Genomic DNA, 19805 nt, shown 5'->3' with positions numbered 1-19805 from the left:
TCGGCGCCAACCGCAAAAGATATTGCAAACAATTCGCATTTGCATAGAAAATGAACGCCCTGCCTGCAGCGCGTCCGCGGCAGACACCCTTTCGGCCAACGGCCCGATCGAGCCGCCGTCGCTCCCAGCAGGGACGACGGCGCACGTGATCGGGCCGCCCTTCATCCTGCAAACCGAACCGCCCATGACCTCTCCGATCAAGCGCCGCAAACACACCGTGACCCGTCAGGCCCCGGCACCGACCCTCAGCACCGCCGTGCTGCTCGGCGGGCTGAGCCTGCTCTCCACCGCGCATGCGGAGACCGGCGACCAGCCCACCACCCTGGACAAGGTCGACGTGCAGGCGCAGCGCGCCAAGCGCTACCTGGTGGAGGTGCCGGACTCGCCGAAGTTCACCCAGCCGCTGATCGATACCCCGCAGACCCTCAACATCATCGGCAAGGACCTGTTCAACGAACAGGGCGCCACCACCCTCACCGAAGCGCTGCGCAACAGCCCCGGCGTGGGCACGTTCTATGTCGGCGAAAACGGCAATACCAGCACCGGCGATGCGATCTACATGCGCGGTTTCGACAGCTCCAGCAGCATCTTCGTCGACGGGCTGCGCGACCTCGGTTCGATCTCGCGCGACGTGTTCAACATCGAGCAGATCGAGGTCGAGAAAGGCCCGGCCGGAACCGACAACGGCCGCAGTGCGCCGACCGGGGCGATCAACCTGGTGAGCAAGCAGGCGCACCTGGACAACGCCAGCAGCGCCACCCTGTCCGGCGGCGACCATGGCCAGCGCCGCGCGACCGCGGACTGGAACCAGGCGCTGGGCGCCAGCAGCGCGCTGCGGGTGAACGTGATGGGCCAGGACAGCGACGCCATCGGCCGCGACCATGTCGCCAACAAGCGCTGGGGCCTGGCCTCGTCGCTGGCGTTCGGTCTCGGCACCGACACGCGCTACCTGCTCGACCTGCTGTACGTGAAGCAGGACAACGTGCCCGACGGCGGCGTGCCGACCATCGGCCTGCCCGGCTACAGTTCGCCCGATCCCACACGGCCGTGGCTCGGCAGCGCGGCGCGTGTGGACCGCAGCAACTTCTACGGCACCCGCGCCGACCACGACGACGTGACCGCGAAGATGGCCACCTTCCGCATCGAGCACGACGTGTCCGACACGGTCAAGCTGACCAATACCGCGCGCTGGGGCCGCAACGAACAGGATTACCTCTTGTTCGCGTTCATGCCCAACGCCGCCAACCTGCGCACGCCGAATCCGGCCGATCCGGCGACCTGGACGGTGGCGCGCAGCCTGCCGACCTTCAAGGACCAGCAGTACACCCTGCTCGCCGACCAGTTGAACCTGCGTGTGGACTTCGCCACCGGCGCGGTACGGCACAACCTGAGCACCGGCGTGGAAGCCTCGCGCGAGGAACTGCGCAGTTGGGGCCACAACCTCGTCGACCGCGCCGCCTGGCTGGCGGCCAATCCGGCCAACCTGTATGCGCCGGACTGGAACACCACGCCGCTGCGCACCGCACGCAACGGCGCGCGCAGCCACGGCACCACCACCACCTACTCGGCCTATGCCTTCGACACGCTGAAGTTCGGCGAGAGCTTCCTGATCACCGCCGGGGTGCGCGCGGACCGCTACAAGACCGACTTCGACAGCCTGGTGTGCAGTTCCGCCACCTCCACCGCCGCGCCCTGCACCACCGTGGTCGGCCTGGACACCGACATCGCCGACACGTTGTTCAGCTGGAAACTCGGCGCGGTCTACAAGGCCAACGAGGACGTGAGCGTGTACGCGAACTTCGCCACCTCGCAGCAGCCGCCCGGCGGCAGCACGCTGGAACTGAGCGCCTCGGCGAACAACGCCAACAATCCGCGCTTCGATCCGCAGAAGGCCAAGACCGCCGAGGTCGGCACGAAGTGGAATTTCCTCGACGATGCGCTGTTCGCGACGCTGGCGCTGTTCCGCACCGACGTGAACAACGAGATCGTGCAGGGCAGCGACGGGCTGTACTACCAGAGCGGCGCAAAGCGCGTGCAAGGCGTCGAACTGTCGGCGGTGGGCAAGCTGACCGAGCGCTGGTCCGTGTCCAGCGGCTACACCAAGCTGGATGCGCGGGTGCGGCAAGGCACGACGGTCTCGCAGGACGGCAGCCAGGACCTGGCCTATACCCCAGACAGCGCGTTCACCGCCTGGACCACCTACACCTTGCCGTTCGGACTGACCGTCGGCGGTGGCGTGCGCTACTCGGGCGAGATGAAGCGCGGGCGCGACGGCGCGGTCGGCACGCCGGCGTTCGTGAAGTCGTACACGGTGTGGGACGCTGTGCTGAGCTACCCGGTCAACGACCACGTGGCGCTGCGCCTCAACGCCTACAACCTGTTCGACAAGGACTACGTCGCCGCGATCAACAAGAGCGGCTTCCGCTACACGCCGGGCGCGCCGCGCTCGGTGCTGCTGACCGCCGAGGTCCGGTTCTGACCGACCGCGCCTTCCAATGCGCGGTGGACGCCCTATCCTGGGCGTCCACCGCCGGAGCGCCGCATGCTGCTGCATATCCCCTACATCCTCAGCGCCGATGAGGTCGCACGGTTCCGCCAGGCGCTGGCGTCCGCCGACTGGGTGGACGGCCGCGAAACCGTCGGCGCGCAGGGCGCGCAGGTCAAGCGCAACCAGCAACTGGCCGATGCCTCGCCGCTGAAGCAGGAACTCGGCCAGGCAGTGCTGAGCGCGCTGGCGCGCAGCCCGCTGTACTTCGCCGCGGCGCTGCCGTTGCGCACCATCCCGCCGCGCTTCAATCGCTATGCCGGCGGCGGCAGCTACGGCCTGCACGTCGATGGCGCGGTGATGACCCAGGCCGCCACCGCCGCGCAGCCGGCGCTGACCGTGCGCAGCGACCTGTCCTGCACGCTGTTCCTCAGTGCGCCGGAGGAGTACGACGGCGGCGAACTGCTGATCCACGACACCTACGGCGAACACGAGGTCAAGCTGCCCGCCGGCGACCTGATCCTGTATCCGTCCAGCAGCCTGCACCGGGTCGCGCCGGTGACCCGTGGCGCGCGGCTGGCTTCGTTCTTCTGGGTGCAGAGCCTGGTGCGCGACGCCGGCCGCCGGCAGACGTTGTTCGATCTGGACACCGCGATCCAGGCGCTGACTGCCAGCGGCGCGGACGCGGCGGCGCTGCTGCGCCTGACCAACGTCTACCACAACCTGCTGCGCGACTGGTCGGAGACCTGAACGTGCGCGGCGACGCGGACGCGGCCCGCACCGCCAGCGTGCGTGCGCGCAGCGCCGGGTGCCGGCGTCCCGGCATTGCAGCGCAGCGCGTGGTCGACGCATGACCGCCGCATCCCGCCCCAATGCCGGCATCGCCACCCTGCACGGCCGCAGCATGGGCACGCACTGGAGCGCCAGACTGGTCGCACCGCGCGCGCATGACCTGCCGGTGCTGCGCGACGCGATCCAGGCCCGGCTCGATCTGGTCGTCGCGCAGATGAGCACCTGGGACGCGCAGTCTGATCTCGTCCGCTACAACCGTGCCGACGCCGACAGCTGGCACGCCTTGCCGGCCGCGCTGGATACGGTGCTGCGCTGCGCGCTGGAGGTGGCGCAGCGCAGCGACGGCGCCTTCGACCCCACCATCGGCGCCGTGGTCGGCCTGTGGGGGTTCGGCGCCGAGGCCGGCGATCGACGGGTGCCCGGCGTCGCGGCACTGCAACAGGCCCGCGCCGCCGGCGACTGGCGCCGGCTGCACGTCGACGGCGCTGGCCGCTGGCAGCAGCCGGGCGGGCTGCAGTTGGATCTGTCGGCGATCGCCAAGGGCTACGGTGTCGACCTGGCGGCGGCGGCACTGCGTGCGCATGGCGTGGAGAGCGCATTGGTCGAGGTCGGCGGCGACCTCTACGGCTTCGGTCGCAAGCCGGATGGACAGGCGTGGCGCGTGCTGATCGAGGCTGCGCCTGCAGAGGAACGACGTGGCGACGTGGCGCCACGCGCGCTCGCGGTCGACGGCCTGGCGGTGGCCACGTCCGGCGATCGCTGGCACCACTTCGAGCAGGACGGCCGGCGCTACGGACACATGCTGGACCCGCGCAGCGGCCGCCCGATCGCCGCGACGCTGGCCGCGGTCACGGTGGCGGCTGCCGATGCGATGCGCGCCGATGCCTGGGCCACGGCATTGGGCGTGCTTGGGGTCGAGGCCGGACTGGCCTGCGCCGAGCGCGAGGGGCTGGCGGTGCGCTTCCTGCTGCGCCACGCCGACGGCGTGCAGGAACGGCTCAGCAGCGCCTTCGCCACGTTGCTCGACGCATGAGCGTGCGCCGGTCGCGATGGCCGCGCTTCGGCACGAGTGCGTAGACAGCCCGTTGCCTGCCGCCGTTTTCTGCCACCAGTGTCTGCAGTGTCATCACGAGCGCATCGATCGCGCCCCGCCTCCACCGCGCGATGCTCGAAGGCGTGATCGCGCGACATCGGGTACAGCACAGGCGGCGCACCGTGTCGGGCCGTCGCATGCCGGCCGGATGCGCATGTAGCGGGAGGCTCGACAGCGATTCCCGCCTCGCGTCGCGCGCCGATGGCCACGGTCCGCCGCGAAGGCGGACCGTCGCGGTTACGCGGCGACCGAGAACGAGGTCGACGCGCTGGCGTTGCTGCCGTAGCTGCGATACTGGTCCGACGCCAACTTGAGCAGCAATGCGTAGGCATCCTGCGCGCTGCTGGTACTGGAGGCGGAGCTGGAATCGGAACTGCTGGCAGAACTGGAACTCGAACTGCTGGCGGCGCTGCTATCGGCACCGCTGGTACTGTCAGTGGCACTGGCGCTGGCACCGCCCTCGCCACCCCGCGGCGGCGGCGGCCCCATCGGGCGCATGCCGCTCTTCAGTTCCTGCAGGCTGATGCCGCCGTCCTTGTCGCTGTCGAGCTTGGCGAACAGATCGCTGCTGTCGCTGCCATTGGCGGCGGCGCTCAGTTCCTTGCTGCTGATGACGCCGTCGCCATCGGTATCCAGGCTGCTCAGGATCGACTTGGCGTCCTTGTCGGCACCGCCCTGCGGCGGCGGCGGCGGTGCGAGGGCCTGGGAAAACTCGCTCTCGCTGACGGTACCGCCACCGTCCTGGTCCAGCATGCTCATCAGGCCATCGATGTCGATGCTGGAACTGCTGTCGCTCTTGCTGGACTTCAGCGCCGCGCTCAGCTCGGAACTGCTGAGGCTGCCGTCGTTGTCGCTGTCGATGCTCTTGAACAACTTCTGCAGCGGATTCTGCTCCGCGGTTTGCGTCGTTTGCGCCGTTTGCGCGGACGCACTGCTGGCCGTACTGAAGCGGCTGGCAGCATAGGCCGAACTGCCACTGCTGATGCTGCTGATCATGCGAACCCCCTAGTGTCATGAAGTGCAGTCGTGGAATGCAGCGATCGCTGCGGTCATGGCTGCTCCGACGGATCAACCCGACGCCAGCAGTGTCGGGGCATGGGTTGTCAGCAAGATATCGGCTTTGTATCAGAACTGAAACACACGCTGAATTGACATCTAGCGTGCCGGGGGGCGTGTCAGCGGCTGATGTCGCGCGGCACCCGCGCACCGGCGCATGCCCGGGCCAGACGACGCCGCCCATCGGTGAGGCAGCAACGCTGCGGGGCGGAAAACGCAGGTCCGGCAGGACCGGGCACGCCGCTGTGGGCACGCGGCCAGGCCGGCCCCGCTCAGCGGACGGCGGGCGCCCCCACCTGATGCGGCTCGAACAGATACCCCTTGCCGCGCACGGTGCGGATCCATTGCGGCACCAGCGGGTCGTCGCCGAGCTTCTGGCGCAACCGCGAGACCTGCAGATCGATGCCGCGGCTGCCCGCCGCGGCGCTGGCCTCGCCATCGCCCAGTGCGGTGCGCAGCGTCTCGCGCGTGAGCACCTCGCCGGGCTGCTCGAGGAAGACCGCCATCAACCGCAGTTCGCCGGGCGACAGCGGAATCGTCCGCCCGTCCGGCGCCACCGCCTGGTGACGCGCGGCATCGACCTACCAGCCGCCATGCGCCGCCGGCGGCGGCTGCGTGGCACGGACCCGGCGCAACACCGCATTGAGCCGCGCCACCAGTTCGCGCAGGTCGGGCGGCCGCACCAGGAAGTCGTCAGCGCCCAGATCCAGCCCGATCACCCGGTCCACCGGCTCGGCGCGATCGGCCATCATCACGATGGCGATGTCGCCGCGATCGCGCAGATGCCGGCACAGGCGCAGGCCCTCCGCACCGTCGAGACCGGCATCGAGCACCACGGCGTCGTAATGCCCGGCCGCCAGTTGCGCCTGCAGCTGCGGCGCACTGTCGGCGTCGTGGGTCTGCAGGTTGAAACAGGCCAGGTAACCGCGGATCCGGTCGCGCAAGGCCGCGTCCGCGTCCGCCACCAGAATTTTCGCCATCCACCTGTTATCCGAGACCACCTGTCGGCTTCCGCTGTTCGGCCCGGGTGGCCGCGTCCGCGCATTGGACGCGGTCGGCGCCGACGCCGCAAGACCCGCGCGCACGGCGTCGCAGGCTCAGTCGGCGGGGGTCGCCAAGGCCTCGATGCGCATCGCCAGCAACTCCCCGCCCCCGCTCAAAGCGAAGCGGCGCCTGGCATCGGCGGCCAACCAGGCACTGTCGCCGGCCGCCAATGGCGGCAGTCCGCTGGCCGCATCGAACTGCGCTTGCCCTGCCAGAAGATGAACGGCCCAGGCGACACCGGGTTCGGCGAAGAACAGCATCGGCCCGACCAGCGGCCGGTGCAGCAGTTGCGTGCGCAGCCGGTCGCGTCGCCACATGAGGTTGAAATCGTGGGTCGGGCCATCCAGCAACTCGCCGCGCAGCGGCCGCTCGCCGGCGAAGCGCAGGCGCGCGCACGGGTCCTGCAGCACCTGCTCCTCGCCGTCGTCGAAGCGCAGGCGCACGCCATTGCCACGCAGCAGGACCAGTTCGCGATCGATCCCGGGAAACGGTGAAAAGGCGGCGTCCTGCTCGATCTCGGCGATGGACAGGCGCAGCAGCCAGTCATCGCCGACCGCCGGCAGTCGCAGGATCTCCCGGGTCCAGCCCAGGCCGTTGCGCCAGCGTTCGCGGCGATACTCGTTGGCGGGAATGACCCGCGCAGACAGCGTGCACCCATCCATCCGCACATTCTGCCCGATCGCGGCGATGGCACCGGTTCCCCGGCCCGCCCGCGGGGACGCGGGGCAACGCAAGACGCGCCATGGCCCCAAAAAAACATCGCCCGGCTGCACGTCACTGTGCAACGCCGGGCGACGATGTACCTCCCTGTCGGCTTCCTGCCTTCCCCCTTCGCGTCCTGCTCAGTGAGGCTGCGGCCGCGCATCCAGCGCCGGCCCTATCCTTTCGTTGCAAATCCCTTTAACGCCTTTCCACCGGCTTGGCAGCTGCCTGCTTGGCGGCTGTCGGCGCGGGTGCCTTCGTGGCGCCCACATCGATCCGGTCGCGGTTCCGCTCGACCGTCTTGAGTCCGATGCCCTTCACCAGTGCCAGTTCCTCGGCGCTCTTGAAAGGTCCGTGCGCCTGCCGGTAGTCGACGATCGCCTGAGCCTTGGCGGCTCCCACGTTCACCAACACCTGGTCGATTTCCTCCGCTCCAGCGGAGTTGATGTTGACCTTGTCCGCAGCGAGCGCGGAACCGGACAGCATCAGGGCAACGACCAGCGACTTCAGGACCACGATAAAAGACTGCATGGCAACGCTCCTTGTGACTTGGATGGGGACTTCGCCGGCCTTTCCTGCCGGCGTGGTCAGCATCGCTCGCCACATGGGTACAGCCTATCGTCGGAGCGCGTCACAAACAGCAGGTAAACGGCGCGTCGCCGTGTAGGAAAAACCCTACACGGGCACCGGGGCGTAGAATGGCTGCACACGTGTGCAATCACCCCGGAGTTTTTCATGGACAGTGCCAATATCGACCGTTTCCTGAGCGAAAAGTGGGATGACGACATCGTCCCGCAACTGGTCGATTACATCCGCATCCCCAACAAATCGCCGATGTTCGACGCCGATTGGGTCGCGCACGGCTATATGGCCGATGCGGTGGCGCTGATGGAGCGCTGGGCGCGGGCGCAGGCGATCCCCGGCCTGCAGGTGGAGGTGGTGCAACTGGAAGGCCGCACGCCGTTGATCTACCTGGAGGTGCCGGCCAGCAGCGATGCCACCGGCGAGGACACCGTGCTGCTGTATGGGCACCTGGACAAGCAGCCGGAAATGACCGGCTGGGACGCCGACCTCGGCCCGTGGACGCCGGTGCTCAAGGGCGACCGCCTGTACGGTCGCGGCGGCGCCGACGACGGCTACGCCCTGTTCGGTTCGCTGGCGGCGATCCAGGCGCTGCAGGACCAGGGCATCCCGCACGCGCGCTGCGTGGTGCTGATCGAGGCCTGCGAGGAATCGGGCAGCTACGACCTGCCCGCCTACGTCGACCACCTGGCGGCGCGGATCGGCAAGCCCTCGCTGGTGGTGTGCCTGGATTCGGGCTGCGGCAACTACGAGCAACTGTGGTGCACGACCTCGCTGCGCGGCCTGGCCGGCGGCAACTTCAGCGTCAAGGTGCTCAGCGAAGGCGTGCACTCGGGCGACGCCTCCGGCGTGGTGCCGTCGAGCTTCCGCGTGCTGCGCGACCTGCTGTCGCGGCTGGAGGACGAAGCCACCGGCAAGATCAAGGTCGACGGCCTGTACGCCGACATCCCCGAGGAGCGGCTGGCGCAGGCGCGCAAGGTCGCCGAGGTGCTGGGCGACGAGGTCTACAGCAAGTTCCCGTTCCTGCCCGGCATGCGTCCGATGCACGAGGACCTGTCCGAGCTGGTGCTCAACCGCACCTGGCGCCCGGCGCTGTCGGTGACCGGTGCCGACGGCCTGCCGCCGCTGGCCTCGGCCGGCAACGTGCTGCGCCCGGAGACCGCAGTGAAGCTGTCGGTGCGCCTGCCGCCGACGCTGGACGGCAAGCGCGCCGGCGAACTGCTGAAGGAGGTGCTGCTGCGCGACCCGCCGTACGGCGCCGAGGTGTCGCTGGCGCTGGAGAAGTCCTCCTCCGGCTGGAACGCGCCGGCGCAGTCGCCTTGGCTGACCGATGCGATCGAATCGGCCTCGCAGGCCGCGTTCGGCAAGCCGGCGATGTACATGGGCGAAGGCGGCTCGATCCCGTTCATGGGCATGCTCGGCGAGAAGTTCCCCGGCGCGCAGTTCATGATCACCGGCGTGCTCGGCCCGCATTCCAACGCACACGGCCCCAACGAGTTCCTGCACATCCCGATGGGCAAGCGGGTCACCGCCTGCGTGTCGCGGGTGATTGCGGCCCACCACGCCGCAAGCCTGCGCGGCGAGACCACCGGCAGCGCCGCGGTCGCCGGCGGCGAGCAGCATGGTGGGCATGGGTGCTGTTGATGGAGCCGGGATGACCAGCCATTCGGCTGTGTAAAAGCGGGGATTCGGGATTCGGGATTGGCGGAGCCGGTTTCCTGAGTGCCTGATTTTCCCTGGTTTTCTGCAGGAGAGGCGTCGTCTAAACGCGACGTCCTTCCCTAGCGTTGACCATTGGACAGGGCGAGCGGCCAGCCCCCTTGGGCGTGCCGCCTGCGCGGCGCACGCAAGCATCGACGCCATCACAGTCGATCTGGCACGATCCGATGCTGATTCCCTTCCGCGTCCGGATCGCTCTCCATGCACACTCTGTTCGGCAGCGACAGCTGGCTCTACATCATCCTGGTGGGCTTCGTGGTCGGCCTGCTGGCGCGCTTCCTCGGCCCCAGCAGCGGGCGCTCCGGCTGCCTGTTCACCGTGTTGCTGGGCATCGCCGGCGCGTTGCTGGCCGGCTGGTTCGGCCACTACATGGGCTGGTACAGCCGCGGCGAGCCGGCGGGCTTCCTCGGTGCGCTGCTCGGCGCCATCGCCCTGCTCGCCTTGTTGCGGCTGTTCTCCAGCAAACGCTGAGGCACGCGGCGCCGCTCGCCACAGCGGCGGCGCCCGTTTACGCTGTGCGGCTCGTTTCCGCCACAGCCTGCCGATGAGCGCCAGCCCCACCGTTCCCGATGTCCTTGCGGCACGCGCCGCGCACCGCCTGGCCTGGGCGCGTACGGCGCTGGGCGATGCACAGGCGACGCTGGAGCGCGCCTCGGTGGACGCCGGCCAGCGCAGCTACTGGCGCAGCCACGGCCGCGGCATCAGCCGCATCGTGATGGATTCGCCGCCAGACCTGGAAGACGTGCGGCCGTGGCTGCGCATGCACGCCCTGCTGCAGGGTGGCGCGGTGCGGGTGCCGGAAATCCTGGCGCAGGACGCGGAGGCCGGTTTCCTGCTGCTGGAAGACCTGGGGCAACCGACCCTGGCACAACGCCTGGACACGACCACGGCGGACGCGCACTTCGACGCGGCGCTCGGCCAGTTGCTGCGGCTGCAGGCCATCGCGCCGCCACCGGGACTGGGCGTGTTCGGCGAGGCGCTGCTGCAACGCGATGCCGGGCTGTTCGAAGACTGGTTCCTGCAGCGCCACCTGGGGATCACCCTGGAGGCCGACGAGCGCGCGGCCCTGCACGGGGTGCAGCGCCAGCTCATGGACAACGCGCTGGCGCAGCCGCAGGTGCTGGTGCATCGCGACTTCATGCCGCGCAACCTGATGCCGGCAGCCGACGGCCCGGCGGTGCTGGATTTCCAGGACTGCGTGGTCGGGCCGGTGGCCTACGACCCGGTCAGCCTGTTCAAGGACACCACGGTCAGCTGGCCGCTGGCGCAGGTGGACGCATGGCTGGCCGGTTATCACGCGCGCGCGCTGCAGGCCGGGATCCAGGTGCCGCCGCTGGCGCAGTTCCTGCGTGACGCCGAGTGGATGGGCATCCAGCGCCACCTGAAGAACCTGGGCATCTTCGCGCGGTTGAACTATCGCGACGGCAAGGCCTGGTACCTGGACAACGTGCCGCGCTTCATCGCCTACCTCGACGAGGCGTTGCCGCGGCACTCCACCTTGCAGCCGCTGGCGCAGCTGCTGCAGACGCGGATCAAGCCGGCCCTGGCGCAGCGCGCGGCGGCTGGCGCATGAAGGCACTGATCTTCGCCGCCGGTCTCGGCGAGCGCATGCGGCCGCTGACCGCGCACACGCCCAAGCCGCTGCTGGCGGTGGGCGGCACGCCGCTGATCGTCTGGCACCTGCGCAAGCTCGCCGCGCTGGGCGTGCGCGAGGTGGTGATCAACACGTCCTGGCTGGCCGAGCAGTTCCCGCAGACGCTCGGCGACGGCAGCGCGTTCGGGCTGCATATCGCCTATTCCTATGAAGGCGCCACGCCGCTGGAAACCGGCGGCGGCATGCTGCACGCGCTGCCGCTGCTCGGCGAGGCGCCGTTCCTGCTGGTCAACGGCGACATCTGGACCGACTTCGATTTCGCCCGGCTGGCGCCTGAGCCGCCCGGTCTGGCGCAACTGGTGCTGGTGGATCCGCCGGCCTATGCCGCGCATGGCGATTTCGCCCTGCAGGACGACGGGCACGTGCACAACGCCGGCGAACCGCTGCTCACCTACGCCGGCATCGGCATGTACCGCCCTGCCCTGCTGCGCGACTGGCAGACCATCGCCGCCCCGGCGCCGACCGCGCCGGGCGTGCCGCCCCGCTTCTCGGTGGTGCCGCTGCTGCGCGCGCATGCAGACCAGGGGCAACTCCATGGGCTGCGGCACCACGGACGCTGGACGGACGTGGGGACACCGCAGCGGTTGGCGGAGTTGGATGAGGTGCTGGGAATGGGGAATCGGGAATCGGGAATGGGAAAAGCCGAGGTCCCATAGGTTGCCTGCGCCACGGCGGCAAGCGGGCATCTCCAGAACCCTTCGATTCCGAGCACGACACCCGGAACATCAGCGGCGCCGTGCCCGGTCACGCGGCGCGAAGCGCGGTTTTTCTCGAATGCCGCAGTCCGGCTTCGGTTGCGGGAATCTCAGTTTTTCCCCATTCCCGATTCCCCATTCCCGATTCCCACCCTCCGCAAAAACGGCACCGTCACCCGCCGCTGCGCCGCCAGCGATTCGCGGTCCAGGCGTTCCAGCAGGCCGATCAGGCCGGCCAGGTCGCGTCCGGCATGGGTCAGCAGCCAGTCGATCGCCGCATCCTCCAGCACCAGACCGCGGCGCTGGGCGCGCTCGCGCAGCACCGCGGCGCGGCCGGCGTCGTCCAGCGGCGCCAGCGCGATGCGGGTGCACTGCGACAGCCGCGAGCGCAGGTCCGGCAGGCTGAGCGCCAGGCCATCGGGCATGGCCTGCGCGGTGTACAGCAGGGTCACCCCGGCGCTGCGCGCACGGTTGTGGAAATCGAACAGCGCCACCTCGTCCTCGCGCTGCCCGGCGATCGCTTCCAGACCGTCGAGGGCGACCAGATCGCGACCCTCCAATGCTTCCAATGCATCGCGCAGGCGGCCGGCAGCGGCCTGCAGCGGCAGGTAGGCGGCGCTGCGCCCGGCCTGTTCGGTGGCCGCGCACAGCGCCAGGGCCAGGTGGGTCTTGCCGGTGCCGGCGGGGCCGGACAGGTACACCCAGTCGTCGGCGGCGCCGTCGGCGACCGCCTGCAGCTGCGTCAGCAGCCCGTCCGGCGCGCCCAGATAGCGGTCCAGGCGCTGCTCCGGCGGATAGCGCAGGGCCAGCGGCAGTTGCGGCACGCTCACGGCTGGTCGGGGCTGCGCGGCGGCAGTTCGATGATGGTGGTGCGCTCGGTGGCGGTGTCCAGCAGGATCGCCGACTTCTCGCCAGCATACAGATCGCTCTGCCGGTACTGCTCGTGCAGGTAGTGCAGCAGCACGTTGGCCACCGCCGCCACCGGCAGCGCCAGCAGCATGCCGAGGAAGCCGAACAACTGGCCGCCGGCCATCACCGCGAAGATCACCGCCACCGGATGCAGGCCGATCTTGTCGCCGACGATGCGCGGGGTCAGCACGTAGCTTTCCAGCAACTGGCCGACGGTGAACACCACGCCGACCAGGATCAGCAACTGCAGATCGAAGCCCTTGGCCTGCACCAGCGCGGCCAGCACCGCCAGCAGGATGCCGGTGGTCGCCCCCAGGTAGGGAATGAAGCTGATCAGGCCGGCGACGATGCCGATCAACAGGCCGAGCTTGAGCCCGACCAGGGTCAGGCCGCCGGCGTAGATCACGCCCAGCGCCAGCATCACCAGGAACTGGCCACGGATGAATGCGCCCAGCACCTCGTTGGACTGCAGTGCCAGGCGGGTGATGGTGGCCACGTGGTTGCGCGGAATGGTGGCGGCCACGCGCGCGACCAGCAGGTCCCAGTCGCGCAGGAAGTAGAAGGTCAGGATCGGCAGCAGCACCAGGTTGACCACCCAGGTCACCATCGCGAAGCCCGAGCGCGACAGGTAGCCGAAGAAGGTCGCGGCGACGCCGCCGGCCTGCTGCCAGTGCCCGCGGATCCAGTCGATCAGCCGCTCCGGGTCCAGCCAGCCCATCAGCTCCAGCCCAGTCTTGTGTTCGGCCCAGGGGATCGCGGTGCCGATGAACCAGTCGCGCGCCTGCGGCAGCACGTCGATGAAGGTGACGATCTGCCGCTCCAGCATCGGCACCAGGATCACCAGCGCCAGCACCAGCAGCAGCACCATCAGCACGAACACCAGGGTCACCGCCATGTTGCGCGAGCGCCCGGCGCGCTCCAGGCGGTCCACCAGCGGGTCGCCGAGCCAGCCGAGCAGCAGCGCCAGCACGAACGGGGTCAGGATCGGCGCCAGCAGCCACATCACCCACAGCACGCCGACGATCACCGCCGTCCATTTCAGGCGGCGCAGGAACAGCGCGATCTCGGCTTCGGGCGACAACGTCATTTCAGGCGGTACTCCGTCGGCTCGCTGTTGAGGATCACCGGACCCTCGACCGGCGCGACCACCGGCTGCAGCGCGGCGTCCGGGCCGAGCATGCGGTTCAGCCCGGACACGCCGCTGAGCAGGTCCAGATCCAGTTCCAGGCGATCGCCATCGGCGCGGATCGGCACGATGCGCCGCACCACCGAGGCGTTCTGCAGCGCGGCGGAGGCGCGCAGGTAGTCGTCGGCGCTGCGGATGCCGGTGATCACCACCCGGTAGATCCCGGCCGGGCCGGCGCTGACCGCCTTGGCGTAGCGCTTGACCAGGGCGTCGGCGGCACCGTCGGCGCCGCTGGCCATGGCGCGGCGGGCATCGGCGTCGCTGGCCGACCAGGTCGACAGCACCTTGCCGCCATCGACGAAGGTCCAGTCCGCGGTCCAGCCGCCGGCCTTGCCGCGGTACAGCTTGCCGATCAGTTGCATCGGCGGGCTGTAGCGCGACGAGGCGCTGGCCACCGCGGCGGTGTCCTGGCGCCAGATCGCGCCGGCCAGGGCCTGCTCGGCGGCGTTGCCGGTGGGCAGGCCGAGGCGGAAGCCGCGCTCGATCGCCCGGTCGAGCAGGCTGCGCGCGGCGTTGGACTGCTGCACGCCCACCAGGCGCGGGCCGCTGCCGTCGTCGATGGCCAGCCACACCACCGGCTTGGGCCGCGGCTGCGGCCACACCGGCAGCCCCAGCGCCGCGGCCAGGCCGTCCACGTCCTGCGGGCGGAAGCGCGCCACCAGGATGGTGCGGAAGGTGGGCGCGCCGCTCGGCGAGGTGCCCTGGTCCTGGCGGTAGTCGAAGGTGTCGACCAGATTCTTGGCGTTGCGCAGCGCCTGGGTCACCCCGGGCCGCGACATCACGCCCTTGTCGCCGGAGATCTTGCCCAGCACCACGCCGAGCGCGCGGGACAGGGCGCCGTTGCGGTCGGCCTCGCTCTGGCTGTTGACCGGCACTTCGGCGTCGTAGGGGCCGGTGGCGCCGGCCACGTCGCCCTCGGTGCGCAGCTCGGCCTGGGCCAGGGCGCTCACGGCAGGCAGGCACAGCGCGAAAGACAGGAGGAAGGCAAGGCTGCGGCGCATGAAGGGTCCAGTACTCGACGTATCCGGGGCGAATTGTTGCCCGAATGCGGGCCTAGCGCCAATGCGGCCTGTTAAAATCGCCGCCTTTCCGCCGACCCCGCCGCCCGTGACCACTTCCCAGCCCCCCGCCGCCGCCCCGTTGACCTACCGCGACGCCGGCGTCGACATCGATGCCGGCAATGCCGTCGTCGAACGCATCAAGCCCCTGGTCAAGCGCAGTTTCCGCCCCGAGGTGATGGGCGGACTGGGCGGCTTCGGCGCGCTGTTCGACCTGTCCGGCAAGTACCGCGAGCCGGTCCTGGTGTCCGGCACCGACGGCGTCGGCACCAAGCTGAAGCTGGCGCAGCAGCTCGGCCGCCACGACACCATCGGCATCGACCTGGTGGGCATGTGCGTCAACGACGTGCTGGTGCAGGGCGCCGAGCCGCTGTTCTTCCTGGACTACTTCGCCACCGGCAAGCTCGACGTGGAGACCACCGTGGCGGTGGTCGGCGGCATCGCCCGCGGCTGCGAACTGGCCGGCTGTGCGCTGATCGGCGGCGAGACCGCGGAAATGCCCGACATGTACCCGCCGGGCGAGTACGACCTTGCCGGCTTCACCGTCGGCGCGGTGGAGAAGTCGCAGCTGCTCGACGGCGCCCGCGTGCGCCAGGGCGACGTGCTGATCGGCATCGCCTCCTCCGGCCCGCACTCCAACGGCTACTCGCTGATCCGCCGCATCTACGACCGCGCCGGGCGCCCGGCCGACCTGCAGGTGGGCGGCGTGGCCCTGGCCGACGCGCTGATGGCGCCGACCGCACTGTACGTCAAGCCGATCCTGTCGCTGCTGCGCGAGCAGGGCGAAGGCATCCACGCCATGGCGCACATCACCGGCGGCGGCCTGACCGAGAACATCATCCGCGTCATCCCGGAGGGCCTGGGCCTGGACATCCGCGCCAGCGCCTGGACCCTGCCGCCGGTGTTCGAGTGGCTGCAGCGCGAAGGCGCCGTGGCCGACAGCGAGATGTGGCGCACCTTCAACTGCGGCATCGGCTTCGTGCTGGTCGCCGCGCCGGCGCAGGTGGCCGCGCTGGAGCGCAGCCTGGACACCCTCGGCCTGGCGCACTGGCAGATCGGCGCGGTGGTGGCCGCCGCGGACGCTGGCGAACGCGTCCACATCGGCTGAGCCGCATGGCGGCGGCCAAGCGCGCCTGGCTGGCGCTGGCGCTGGCGGTGTTCGCCGCCAGTTGGCTGCGGCCGCTGTGGCCGGCGGAACAGGCCATGCACAGCTCCCTGGCGGTGCTGGGCCTAGCCTGGCTGGTCTGGCACGACCGGCGCTGGCCGCTGCGCACCGGCCATTTCGCCGCCATCTGCCTCTTCATCAGCGTGCACAACGTCGCCGCGCACTGGCTCTATTCCAATGTGCCCTACGACCAGTGGCTGCGCGCGCTGACCGGTGGCTGGTCGCCGAGCGCGGCGTTCGGCTGGCAGCGCAATCACACAGACCGGCTGATCCACCTGCTGTTCGGGGCGTGCTTCGCGCCGGCGCTGCGCGACCACGCGCGCCAGCGCTGGCCGGCGCTGTCGGCGCGGCAGGCCTTCGTGCTGGCGACGATGACGATCATGTGCGCCAGCCTGGTCTACGAATGGCTGGAGTGGTTGATCGCGCTGTTGCTGTCGCCGCAGCAGGCCGAGTCCTACAACGGCCAGCAGGGCGATCCCTGGGATGCGCACATGGACATGCTGCTGGCCACGCTGGGCTGCGCCAGCGCCTGTCCATGGCGACGTGCCGCGCCGCCGCTCCCCTCCACGCCGCGCTGAGACCGACGATGTCGCTGCCACCGCCTCTTCCCGCACGCGGCCACCCCGACACCGAGGTGGCGCGCGCCAACTTCGACTTGAACACCCTGTCGACCTTGTATGGCGTGATGGCGGGGATGCAGATGGTGGCGATGCTGCTGGTGGGCGCCGTCCTGGCCTACGGCGTGCACGAGGAGGCGCAGCTCAACGCCGTCGGCCAGAGCCCGGACGAGGCCCAGGGTGGCGTCGTCGCGATCGCGATGCTGTCGTTCCTGTTGGGCGTCATCCTGCTTTCCCTGATCCTCAACATCCTGGTAGCGCAGGCCTTGCGCCAGCGTCGCCGGCTGCGGCTGTGCTACGCCGGCGCCGCGATCACCTGCTTCGGCTTCCCGCTGGGCACTGCGCTGGGCATTGCCACCTTGCTGACGCTGCAACGCCCCGCGGTGGGCGCCCTGTTCCGGAACCCTGTCCGATGACGCTTCGCCTCGCCGTGCTCGCCTCCGGCCGCGGCTCCAACCTGCAGGCCATCCTCGCGGCGATCGCCGCCGGCACCCTGGATGCCGAGGTGGTCGGCGTGTTCGGCGATCGCCCCGAAGCGCCGGCGCTGGCGATGGTGGCGCCGGACCGCCGCTGGGCGGCCCAGCCCAAGACCTTCCCCGACCGCGCCGCGTTCGACCAGGCGCTGGGCGACGCCGTCGCCGCGGCGCAGCCGGACTGGGTGGTCTGCGCCGGCTACATGCGCATTCTCGGCGCCGGCATCGTGCAGCGCTTCGGCGGACGCCTGCTCAACATCCACCCCTCGCTGCTGCCCAAGTACCGCGGGTTGCACACCCACGCCCAGGCCTTGGCGGCCGGCGACACAGAGCACGGCGCCAGCGTGCATTTCGTGGTGCCGGAACTGGATGCCGGCGCGGTGATCGCGCAAGTACGGGTGCCGGTGCAGGCCGGCGATGGCCCGGACGACCTGGCGCGGCGCCTGCTGCCGCGCGAGCACCGGCTGCTGTGCGCCGTGCTGCGGCTGGCGGCCGCGGGCCGCCTGGCTGAACGGGACGGCAAGGTGTGGCTGGACGGTCAGTGCCGGTTTAGTCCGCTGCGCCTAGATTGCGACGACGTGCTGCTTCCCTGAATGCGCTGCCGCACCTGTCCGCGGCCCCTCCCCTCTTCCCTCCCGCTCACGCCAGCCGATCCCATGAAGCTCGCTCCGCGTCCGTTCGCCCTCCTCGTCGCGTCCGGCCTCGGCCTGCTGGCGCCCATCGTCGGCGCACAGGTCGCGCCGGCGCCCGCCGCGCAGCCGGCGCCGCAGACCGCTCCCGCACCCACGACGCCTGCCACCGGCTCACCCGCGCCAGCTTCCGCAGCGGCGCCGGCGCTGCCGGCGGAGGCCTGGACGCCGCCGCCGCTGCAGCCCTTCGTCGCCACCTACGACGCCCTGTACAAGGGCAAGCCGGCCGGCGACGCGCGCATGGACGTGGTGCATACCGGCGGCGACCAGTGGCGGGTCGACCTGGGCGTGCACGGCCGCAGCGGCTTCGCCAGCATCCTCGGCCTGAACATCGAGCAGAGCACGGTGTTCACCGTGCAGGACGGCCGCTACGTCCCGCAGAGCCAGAGCACGGTCAAGAAGGCGGTGTTCTTCGGCAAGAAGGTCACCGGGGTGTACGACTGGAAGCAGGGCGTGGCGCGCTGGGACGGCGACCTGAAGAAGGACCGGCAGGCGCCGATCCCGCTGCAGCCCGGCGACCAGAGCGCGCTGCTGCTCAACCTCTCGCTGATGCGCGACGCGCAACCCGGCAAGACCATGACCTATCGGTTCGTCGACGTCGGCCGGGTACGCGAACATGTGTACCGCGCCGCCGACCAGACCGAGACCGTGCAGGTCGGCGACATCAGCTACGACGCATTGCGGGTGTCGCGCACCAACGGCGGCCGCAATGAGACCATCCTGTGGATCGCCAACGGCGTGCCGACGCCGGTGCGCATCCTGCAGCGCGAAGACGGCGAAGACCGCATCGACCTGCGCCTGACCGAATACCAAGGAGCCTGACCATGACCCGCATCGCCCGCCCGCTGACCGCCCTCGCCGCCGCCCTGCTGGCCACCGCCAGCCTGCCCGCCCTGGCCCTGGAGCCGTTCACCGCGGACTACCAGGCCAGCTACATGGGCATGCAGGCCAACGGCGTGATGACCCTGGCCAAGCAAGGCGGCGACCGCTGGCGCTACAGCCTGGCGATCAAGAACCAGGTCGCCGACCTCAGCCAGAGCACCGTGTTCGAGGAGAAGGGCGGGCAGTTGCGTCCGCTCAGCAGCGACGACCGCTCGGTGTTCCTGATCAAGAAGAAGGCGGTGACCGCCAACTACGACTGGAGCACCGGCCAGGCGACCTGGGGCGGCGACCTCAAGGCCGACCGCCGCGGCCCGGTGAAGCTGCAGCCGGGCGACATGGACGCGCTGCTGATCAACCTGGCGATCGCGCGCGACGTCAACGCCGGCAAGACCCCGAGCTACCGCATGGTCGACGAGGGCCGCGCCAAGCCGATGACCTACCGCATCGCCGGCAAGGAAGCGGTCACCGTCAACGGCAAGACCGAACAGGCGACCAAGGTCAGCCGCACCGACGGCTCCAAGGAAATCGTGGCCTGGATCGTGCCGGACATGCCGGTGCCGGTGCGCATCCTGCAGCGCGAGAACGGCCAGGACGCGCTGGACCTGACGATCAAGGCGTTGCGCTGAAGGGCCGGGATTGGGGAATGGGGATTGGGAAATCGTGAAAGCGGTTCCCTGGGCGTGATCGTTCCCGTGTGAGGGCTGGGATTGGGGAATCGCAACGGCGGCTTCCCCGCCCGGGTTTTTCCCATGTAGGAGCGGCTTCAGCCGCGACGCGCTGAGCCGGGATTCGGGATTTGGGATTTGGGATTCGGCGGAAATCGCAATAGCAATTCCCTGCCCGTGGTGTTTCCCATGTGGGAGGGGCTTCAGCCCCGACGCGCGGATGCGAATCGTCTTGCGGAAACCAGTTGGCGACTTGCAGCAGACCCCAAGCGGCGCGCGTCGACTCCTATCCACGGCACATGGACCGTGACGACCGACGGGCCTTTCTCTACAGCACTC

At 69.9% G+C, this 19805-nt stretch carries 21 protein-coding genes; 13 read left to right on the top strand and 8 right to left on the bottom strand.

What is annotated here, in order from left to right; translation table 11 throughout:
• Window positions 1-184: 184 nt before the first annotated feature.
• The 3 genes from AC1G9L_RS07990 to AC1G9L_RS07980 all read left to right on the top strand — a co-directional run bounded on the left by AC1G9L_RS07990 (window position 185) and on the right by AC1G9L_RS07980 (window position 4310).
• Window positions 185-2479, top strand: a complete 2295-nt coding sequence (locus tag AC1G9L_RS07990; RefSeq protein ID WP_481070632.1) for a catecholate siderophore receptor Fiu — start codon at window positions 185-187, stop codon at window positions 2477-2479.
• Window positions 2480-2542: 63 nt separating this feature from the next.
• Window positions 2543-3235 carry a Fe2+-dependent dioxygenase gene (locus AC1G9L_RS07985; protein WP_019799601.1) on the top strand — a complete coding sequence of 231 codons (693 nt, stop codon included), beginning with the start codon at window positions 2543-2545 and terminating at the stop codon, window positions 3233-3235.
• A 100-nt stretch (window positions 3236-3335) separates the two neighbouring features.
• The gene (locus AC1G9L_RS07980) at window positions 3336-4310 is read left to right on the top strand and encodes an FAD:protein FMN transferase (protein WP_481070631.1); all 975 of its coding nucleotides are present in this window, start codon (window positions 3336-3338) and stop codon (window positions 4308-4310) included.
• 297 nt (window positions 4311-4607) lie between these two features.
• Here AC1G9L_RS07980 and xopAW read toward each other — a convergent pair whose 3' ends face one another.
• The 5 genes from xopAW to AC1G9L_RS07955 all read right to left on the bottom strand — a co-directional run bounded on the left by xopAW (window position 4608) and on the right by AC1G9L_RS07955 (window position 7703).
• Window positions 4608-5366 carry a XopAW family type III secretion system calcium-binding effector gene (gene xopAW, locus AC1G9L_RS07975; protein ID WP_019801686.1) on the bottom strand — a complete coding sequence of 253 codons (759 nt, stop codon included), beginning with the start codon at window positions 5364-5366 and terminating at the stop codon, window positions 4608-4610.
• 332 nt (window positions 5367-5698) lie between these two features.
• A complete protein-coding gene (locus tag AC1G9L_RS07970) occupies window positions 5699-5932 on the bottom strand; it encodes a winged helix-turn-helix domain-containing protein (protein WP_481070630.1) in 234 nt (77 codons plus the stop codon).
• Between the two features lie 75 nt (window positions 5933-6007).
• Window positions 6008-6406: a response regulator transcription factor gene (locus AC1G9L_RS07965; RefSeq protein ID WP_481070629.1), complete on the bottom strand. Its 399-nt coding sequence runs from the start codon at window positions 6404-6406 to the stop codon at window positions 6008-6010.
• A 117-nt stretch (window positions 6407-6523) separates the two neighbouring features.
• Window positions 6524-7132, bottom strand: coding sequence for a HutD/Ves family protein (locus tag AC1G9L_RS07960; RefSeq protein ID WP_010344080.1), 609 nt, complete (start codon window positions 7130-7132; stop codon window positions 6524-6526).
• Between the two features lie 238 nt (window positions 7133-7370).
• Window positions 7371-7703 (bottom strand): ComEA family DNA-binding protein, encoded by a 333-nt coding sequence (locus AC1G9L_RS07955; protein ID WP_010344081.1) that lies wholly within the window; start codon window positions 7701-7703, stop codon window positions 7371-7373.
• Window positions 7704-7907: 204 nt separating this feature from the next.
• Between AC1G9L_RS07955 and AC1G9L_RS07950 the strand changes: the two genes are divergently transcribed.
• The 4 genes from AC1G9L_RS07950 (at window position 7908) to murU (ending at window position 11783) form a co-directional block, all read left to right on the top strand.
• A complete protein-coding gene (locus AC1G9L_RS07950; RefSeq protein ID WP_019801688.1) occupies window positions 7908-9398 on the top strand; it encodes a M20/M25/M40 family metallo-hydrolase in 1491 nt (496 codons plus the stop codon).
• Between the two features lie 276 nt (window positions 9399-9674).
• Entirely contained in the window at window positions 9675-9944 is a 270-nt protein-coding gene (locus AC1G9L_RS07945) for a GlsB/YeaQ/YmgE family stress response membrane protein (RefSeq protein ID WP_010344083.1), read from the top strand.
• Between the two features lie 73 nt (window positions 9945-10017).
• Entirely contained in the window at window positions 10018-11046 is a 1029-nt protein-coding gene (locus AC1G9L_RS07940; RefSeq protein ID WP_481070628.1) for an aminoglycoside phosphotransferase family protein, read from the top strand.
• Window positions 11043-11783 carry an N-acetylmuramate alpha-1-phosphate uridylyltransferase MurU gene (murU, locus tag AC1G9L_RS07935; RefSeq protein WP_019801690.1) on the top strand — a complete coding sequence of 247 codons (741 nt, stop codon included), beginning with the start codon at window positions 11043-11045 and terminating at the stop codon, window positions 11781-11783. Before AC1G9L_RS07940 ends, murU begins: the two co-directional genes overlap by 4 nt.
• A 149-nt stretch (window positions 11784-11932) precedes the next feature.
• On the opposite strand, the gene hda is transcribed toward murU, so the two are convergent.
• Genes hda through AC1G9L_RS07920 form a run of 3 tightly spaced genes read right to left on the bottom strand, consistent with a single transcriptional unit; the run spans window position 11933 to window position 14918 of the window.
• Window positions 11933-12652: a DnaA regulatory inactivator Hda gene (gene hda, locus AC1G9L_RS07930; protein WP_481070627.1), complete on the bottom strand. Its 720-nt coding sequence runs from the start codon at window positions 12650-12652 to the stop codon at window positions 11933-11935.
• Complete coding sequence (locus tag AC1G9L_RS07925; protein ID WP_019802122.1) at window positions 12649-13818, bottom strand: AI-2E family transporter; 1170 nt, start codon at window positions 13816-13818, stop codon at window positions 12649-12651. Before AC1G9L_RS07925 ends, hda begins: the two co-directional genes overlap by 4 nt.
• A complete protein-coding gene (locus AC1G9L_RS07920) occupies window positions 13815-14918 on the bottom strand; it encodes a DUF2066 domain-containing protein (RefSeq protein ID WP_010344088.1) in 1104 nt (367 codons plus the stop codon). Before AC1G9L_RS07920 ends, AC1G9L_RS07925 begins: the two co-directional genes overlap by 4 nt.
• A 106-nt stretch (window positions 14919-15024) precedes the next feature.
• On the opposite strand from AC1G9L_RS07920, the gene purM reads away from it, so the two are divergent.
• The 6 genes from purM (at window position 15025) to AC1G9L_RS07890 (ending at window position 19427) form a co-directional block, all read left to right on the top strand.
• Window positions 15025-16083: a phosphoribosylformylglycinamidine cyclo-ligase gene (gene purM / locus AC1G9L_RS07915; protein ID WP_481070626.1), complete on the top strand. Its 1059-nt coding sequence runs from the start codon at window positions 15025-15027 to the stop codon at window positions 16081-16083.
• Between the two features lie 5 nt (window positions 16084-16088).
• On the top strand, window positions 16089-16718 hold the full coding sequence (locus tag AC1G9L_RS07910) for a DUF2238 domain-containing protein (protein ID WP_019800412.1): 630 nt from the start codon (window positions 16089-16091) through the stop codon (window positions 16716-16718).
• An 8-nt stretch (window positions 16719-16726) separates the two neighbouring features.
• Window positions 16727-17173 (top strand): hypothetical protein, encoded by a 447-nt coding sequence (locus tag AC1G9L_RS07905; protein WP_481070625.1) that lies wholly within the window; start codon window positions 16727-16729, stop codon window positions 17171-17173.
• The gene (purN, locus tag AC1G9L_RS07900; RefSeq protein WP_481070624.1) at window positions 17170-17823 is read left to right on the top strand and encodes a phosphoribosylglycinamide formyltransferase; all 654 of its coding nucleotides are present in this window, start codon (window positions 17170-17172) and stop codon (window positions 17821-17823) included. Before AC1G9L_RS07905 ends, purN begins: the two co-directional genes overlap by 4 nt.
• 63 nt (window positions 17824-17886) lie before the next feature.
• Window positions 17887-18741, top strand: coding sequence for a DUF3108 domain-containing protein (locus tag AC1G9L_RS07895; RefSeq protein WP_481070623.1), 855 nt, complete (start codon window positions 17887-17889; stop codon window positions 18739-18741).
• Window positions 18742-18743: 2 nt separating this feature from the next.
• Entirely contained in the window at window positions 18744-19427 is a 684-nt protein-coding gene (locus AC1G9L_RS07890; protein WP_010344095.1) for a DUF3108 domain-containing protein, read from the top strand.
• The last annotated feature ends 378 nt before the right edge of the window (window positions 19428-19805 follow it).

Source organism: Xanthomonas sp. NCPPB 1132 (assembly GCF_056629235.1).
Note: the sequence above shows the minus strand (reverse complement) of the source record. Positions and strands in the feature narration are given on the sequence as shown.

What these genes read in the sequence shown, in the direction of transcription:
- AC1G9L_RS07945 (WP_010344083.1), top strand. Translation starts at nt 9,675, where the DNA reads ATGCACACTCTGTTCGGCAGCGACAGCTGGCTCTACATCATCCTGGTG.
- AC1G9L_RS07910 (WP_019800412.1), top strand. Translation starts at nt 16,089, where the DNA reads ATGGCGGCGGCCAAGCGCGCCTGGCTGGCGCTGGCGCTGGCGGTGTTC.
- AC1G9L_RS07980 (WP_481070631.1), top strand. Translation starts at nt 3,336, where the DNA reads ATGACCGCCGCATCCCGCCCCAATGCCGGCATCGCCACCCTGCACGGC.
- murU (WP_019801690.1), top strand. Translation starts at nt 11,043, where the DNA reads ATGAAGGCACTGATCTTCGCCGCCGGTCTCGGCGAGCGCATGCGGCCG.
- AC1G9L_RS07905 (WP_481070625.1), top strand. Translation starts at nt 16,727, where the DNA reads ATGTCGCTGCCACCGCCTCTTCCCGCACGCGGCCACCCCGACACCGAG.
- AC1G9L_RS07990 (WP_481070632.1), top strand. Translation starts at nt 185, where the DNA reads ATGACCTCTCCGATCAAGCGCCGCAAACACACCGTGACCCGTCAGGCC.
- AC1G9L_RS07970 (WP_481070630.1), bottom strand. Translation starts at nt 5,932, where the DNA reads ATGGCGGTCTTCCTCGAGCAGCCCGGCGAGGTGCTCACGCGCGAGACG.
- AC1G9L_RS07955 (WP_010344081.1), bottom strand. Translation starts at nt 7,703, where the DNA reads ATGCAGTCTTTTATCGTGGTCCTGAAGTCGCTGGTCGTTGCCCTGATG.
- xopAW (WP_019801686.1), bottom strand. Translation starts at nt 5,366, where the DNA reads ATGATCAGCAGCATCAGCAGTGGCAGTTCGGCCTATGCTGCCAGCCGC.
- AC1G9L_RS07920 (WP_010344088.1), bottom strand. Translation starts at nt 14,918, where the DNA reads ATGCGCCGCAGCCTTGCCTTCCTCCTGTCTTTCGCGCTGTGCCTGCCT.
- AC1G9L_RS07965 (WP_481070629.1), bottom strand. Translation starts at nt 6,406, where the DNA reads ATGGCGAAAATTCTGGTGGCGGACGCGGACGCGGCCTTGCGCGACCGG.
- AC1G9L_RS07895 (WP_481070623.1), top strand. Translation starts at nt 17,887, where the DNA reads ATGAAGCTCGCTCCGCGTCCGTTCGCCCTCCTCGTCGCGTCCGGCCTC.
- AC1G9L_RS07890 (WP_010344095.1), top strand. Translation starts at nt 18,744, where the DNA reads ATGACCCGCATCGCCCGCCCGCTGACCGCCCTCGCCGCCGCCCTGCTG.
- AC1G9L_RS07950 (WP_019801688.1), top strand. Translation starts at nt 7,908, where the DNA reads ATGGACAGTGCCAATATCGACCGTTTCCTGAGCGAAAAGTGGGATGAC.
- AC1G9L_RS07925 (WP_019802122.1), bottom strand. Translation starts at nt 13,818, where the DNA reads ATGACGTTGTCGCCCGAAGCCGAGATCGCGCTGTTCCTGCGCCGCCTG.
- AC1G9L_RS07960 (WP_010344080.1), bottom strand. Translation starts at nt 7,132, where the DNA reads ATGGATGGGTGCACGCTGTCTGCGCGGGTCATTCCCGCCAACGAGTAT.
- purN (WP_481070624.1), top strand. Translation starts at nt 17,170, where the DNA reads ATGACGCTTCGCCTCGCCGTGCTCGCCTCCGGCCGCGGCTCCAACCTG.
- AC1G9L_RS07985 (WP_019799601.1), top strand. Translation starts at nt 2,543, where the DNA reads ATGCTGCTGCATATCCCCTACATCCTCAGCGCCGATGAGGTCGCACGG.
- AC1G9L_RS07940 (WP_481070628.1), top strand. Translation starts at nt 10,018, where the DNA reads ATGAGCGCCAGCCCCACCGTTCCCGATGTCCTTGCGGCACGCGCCGCG.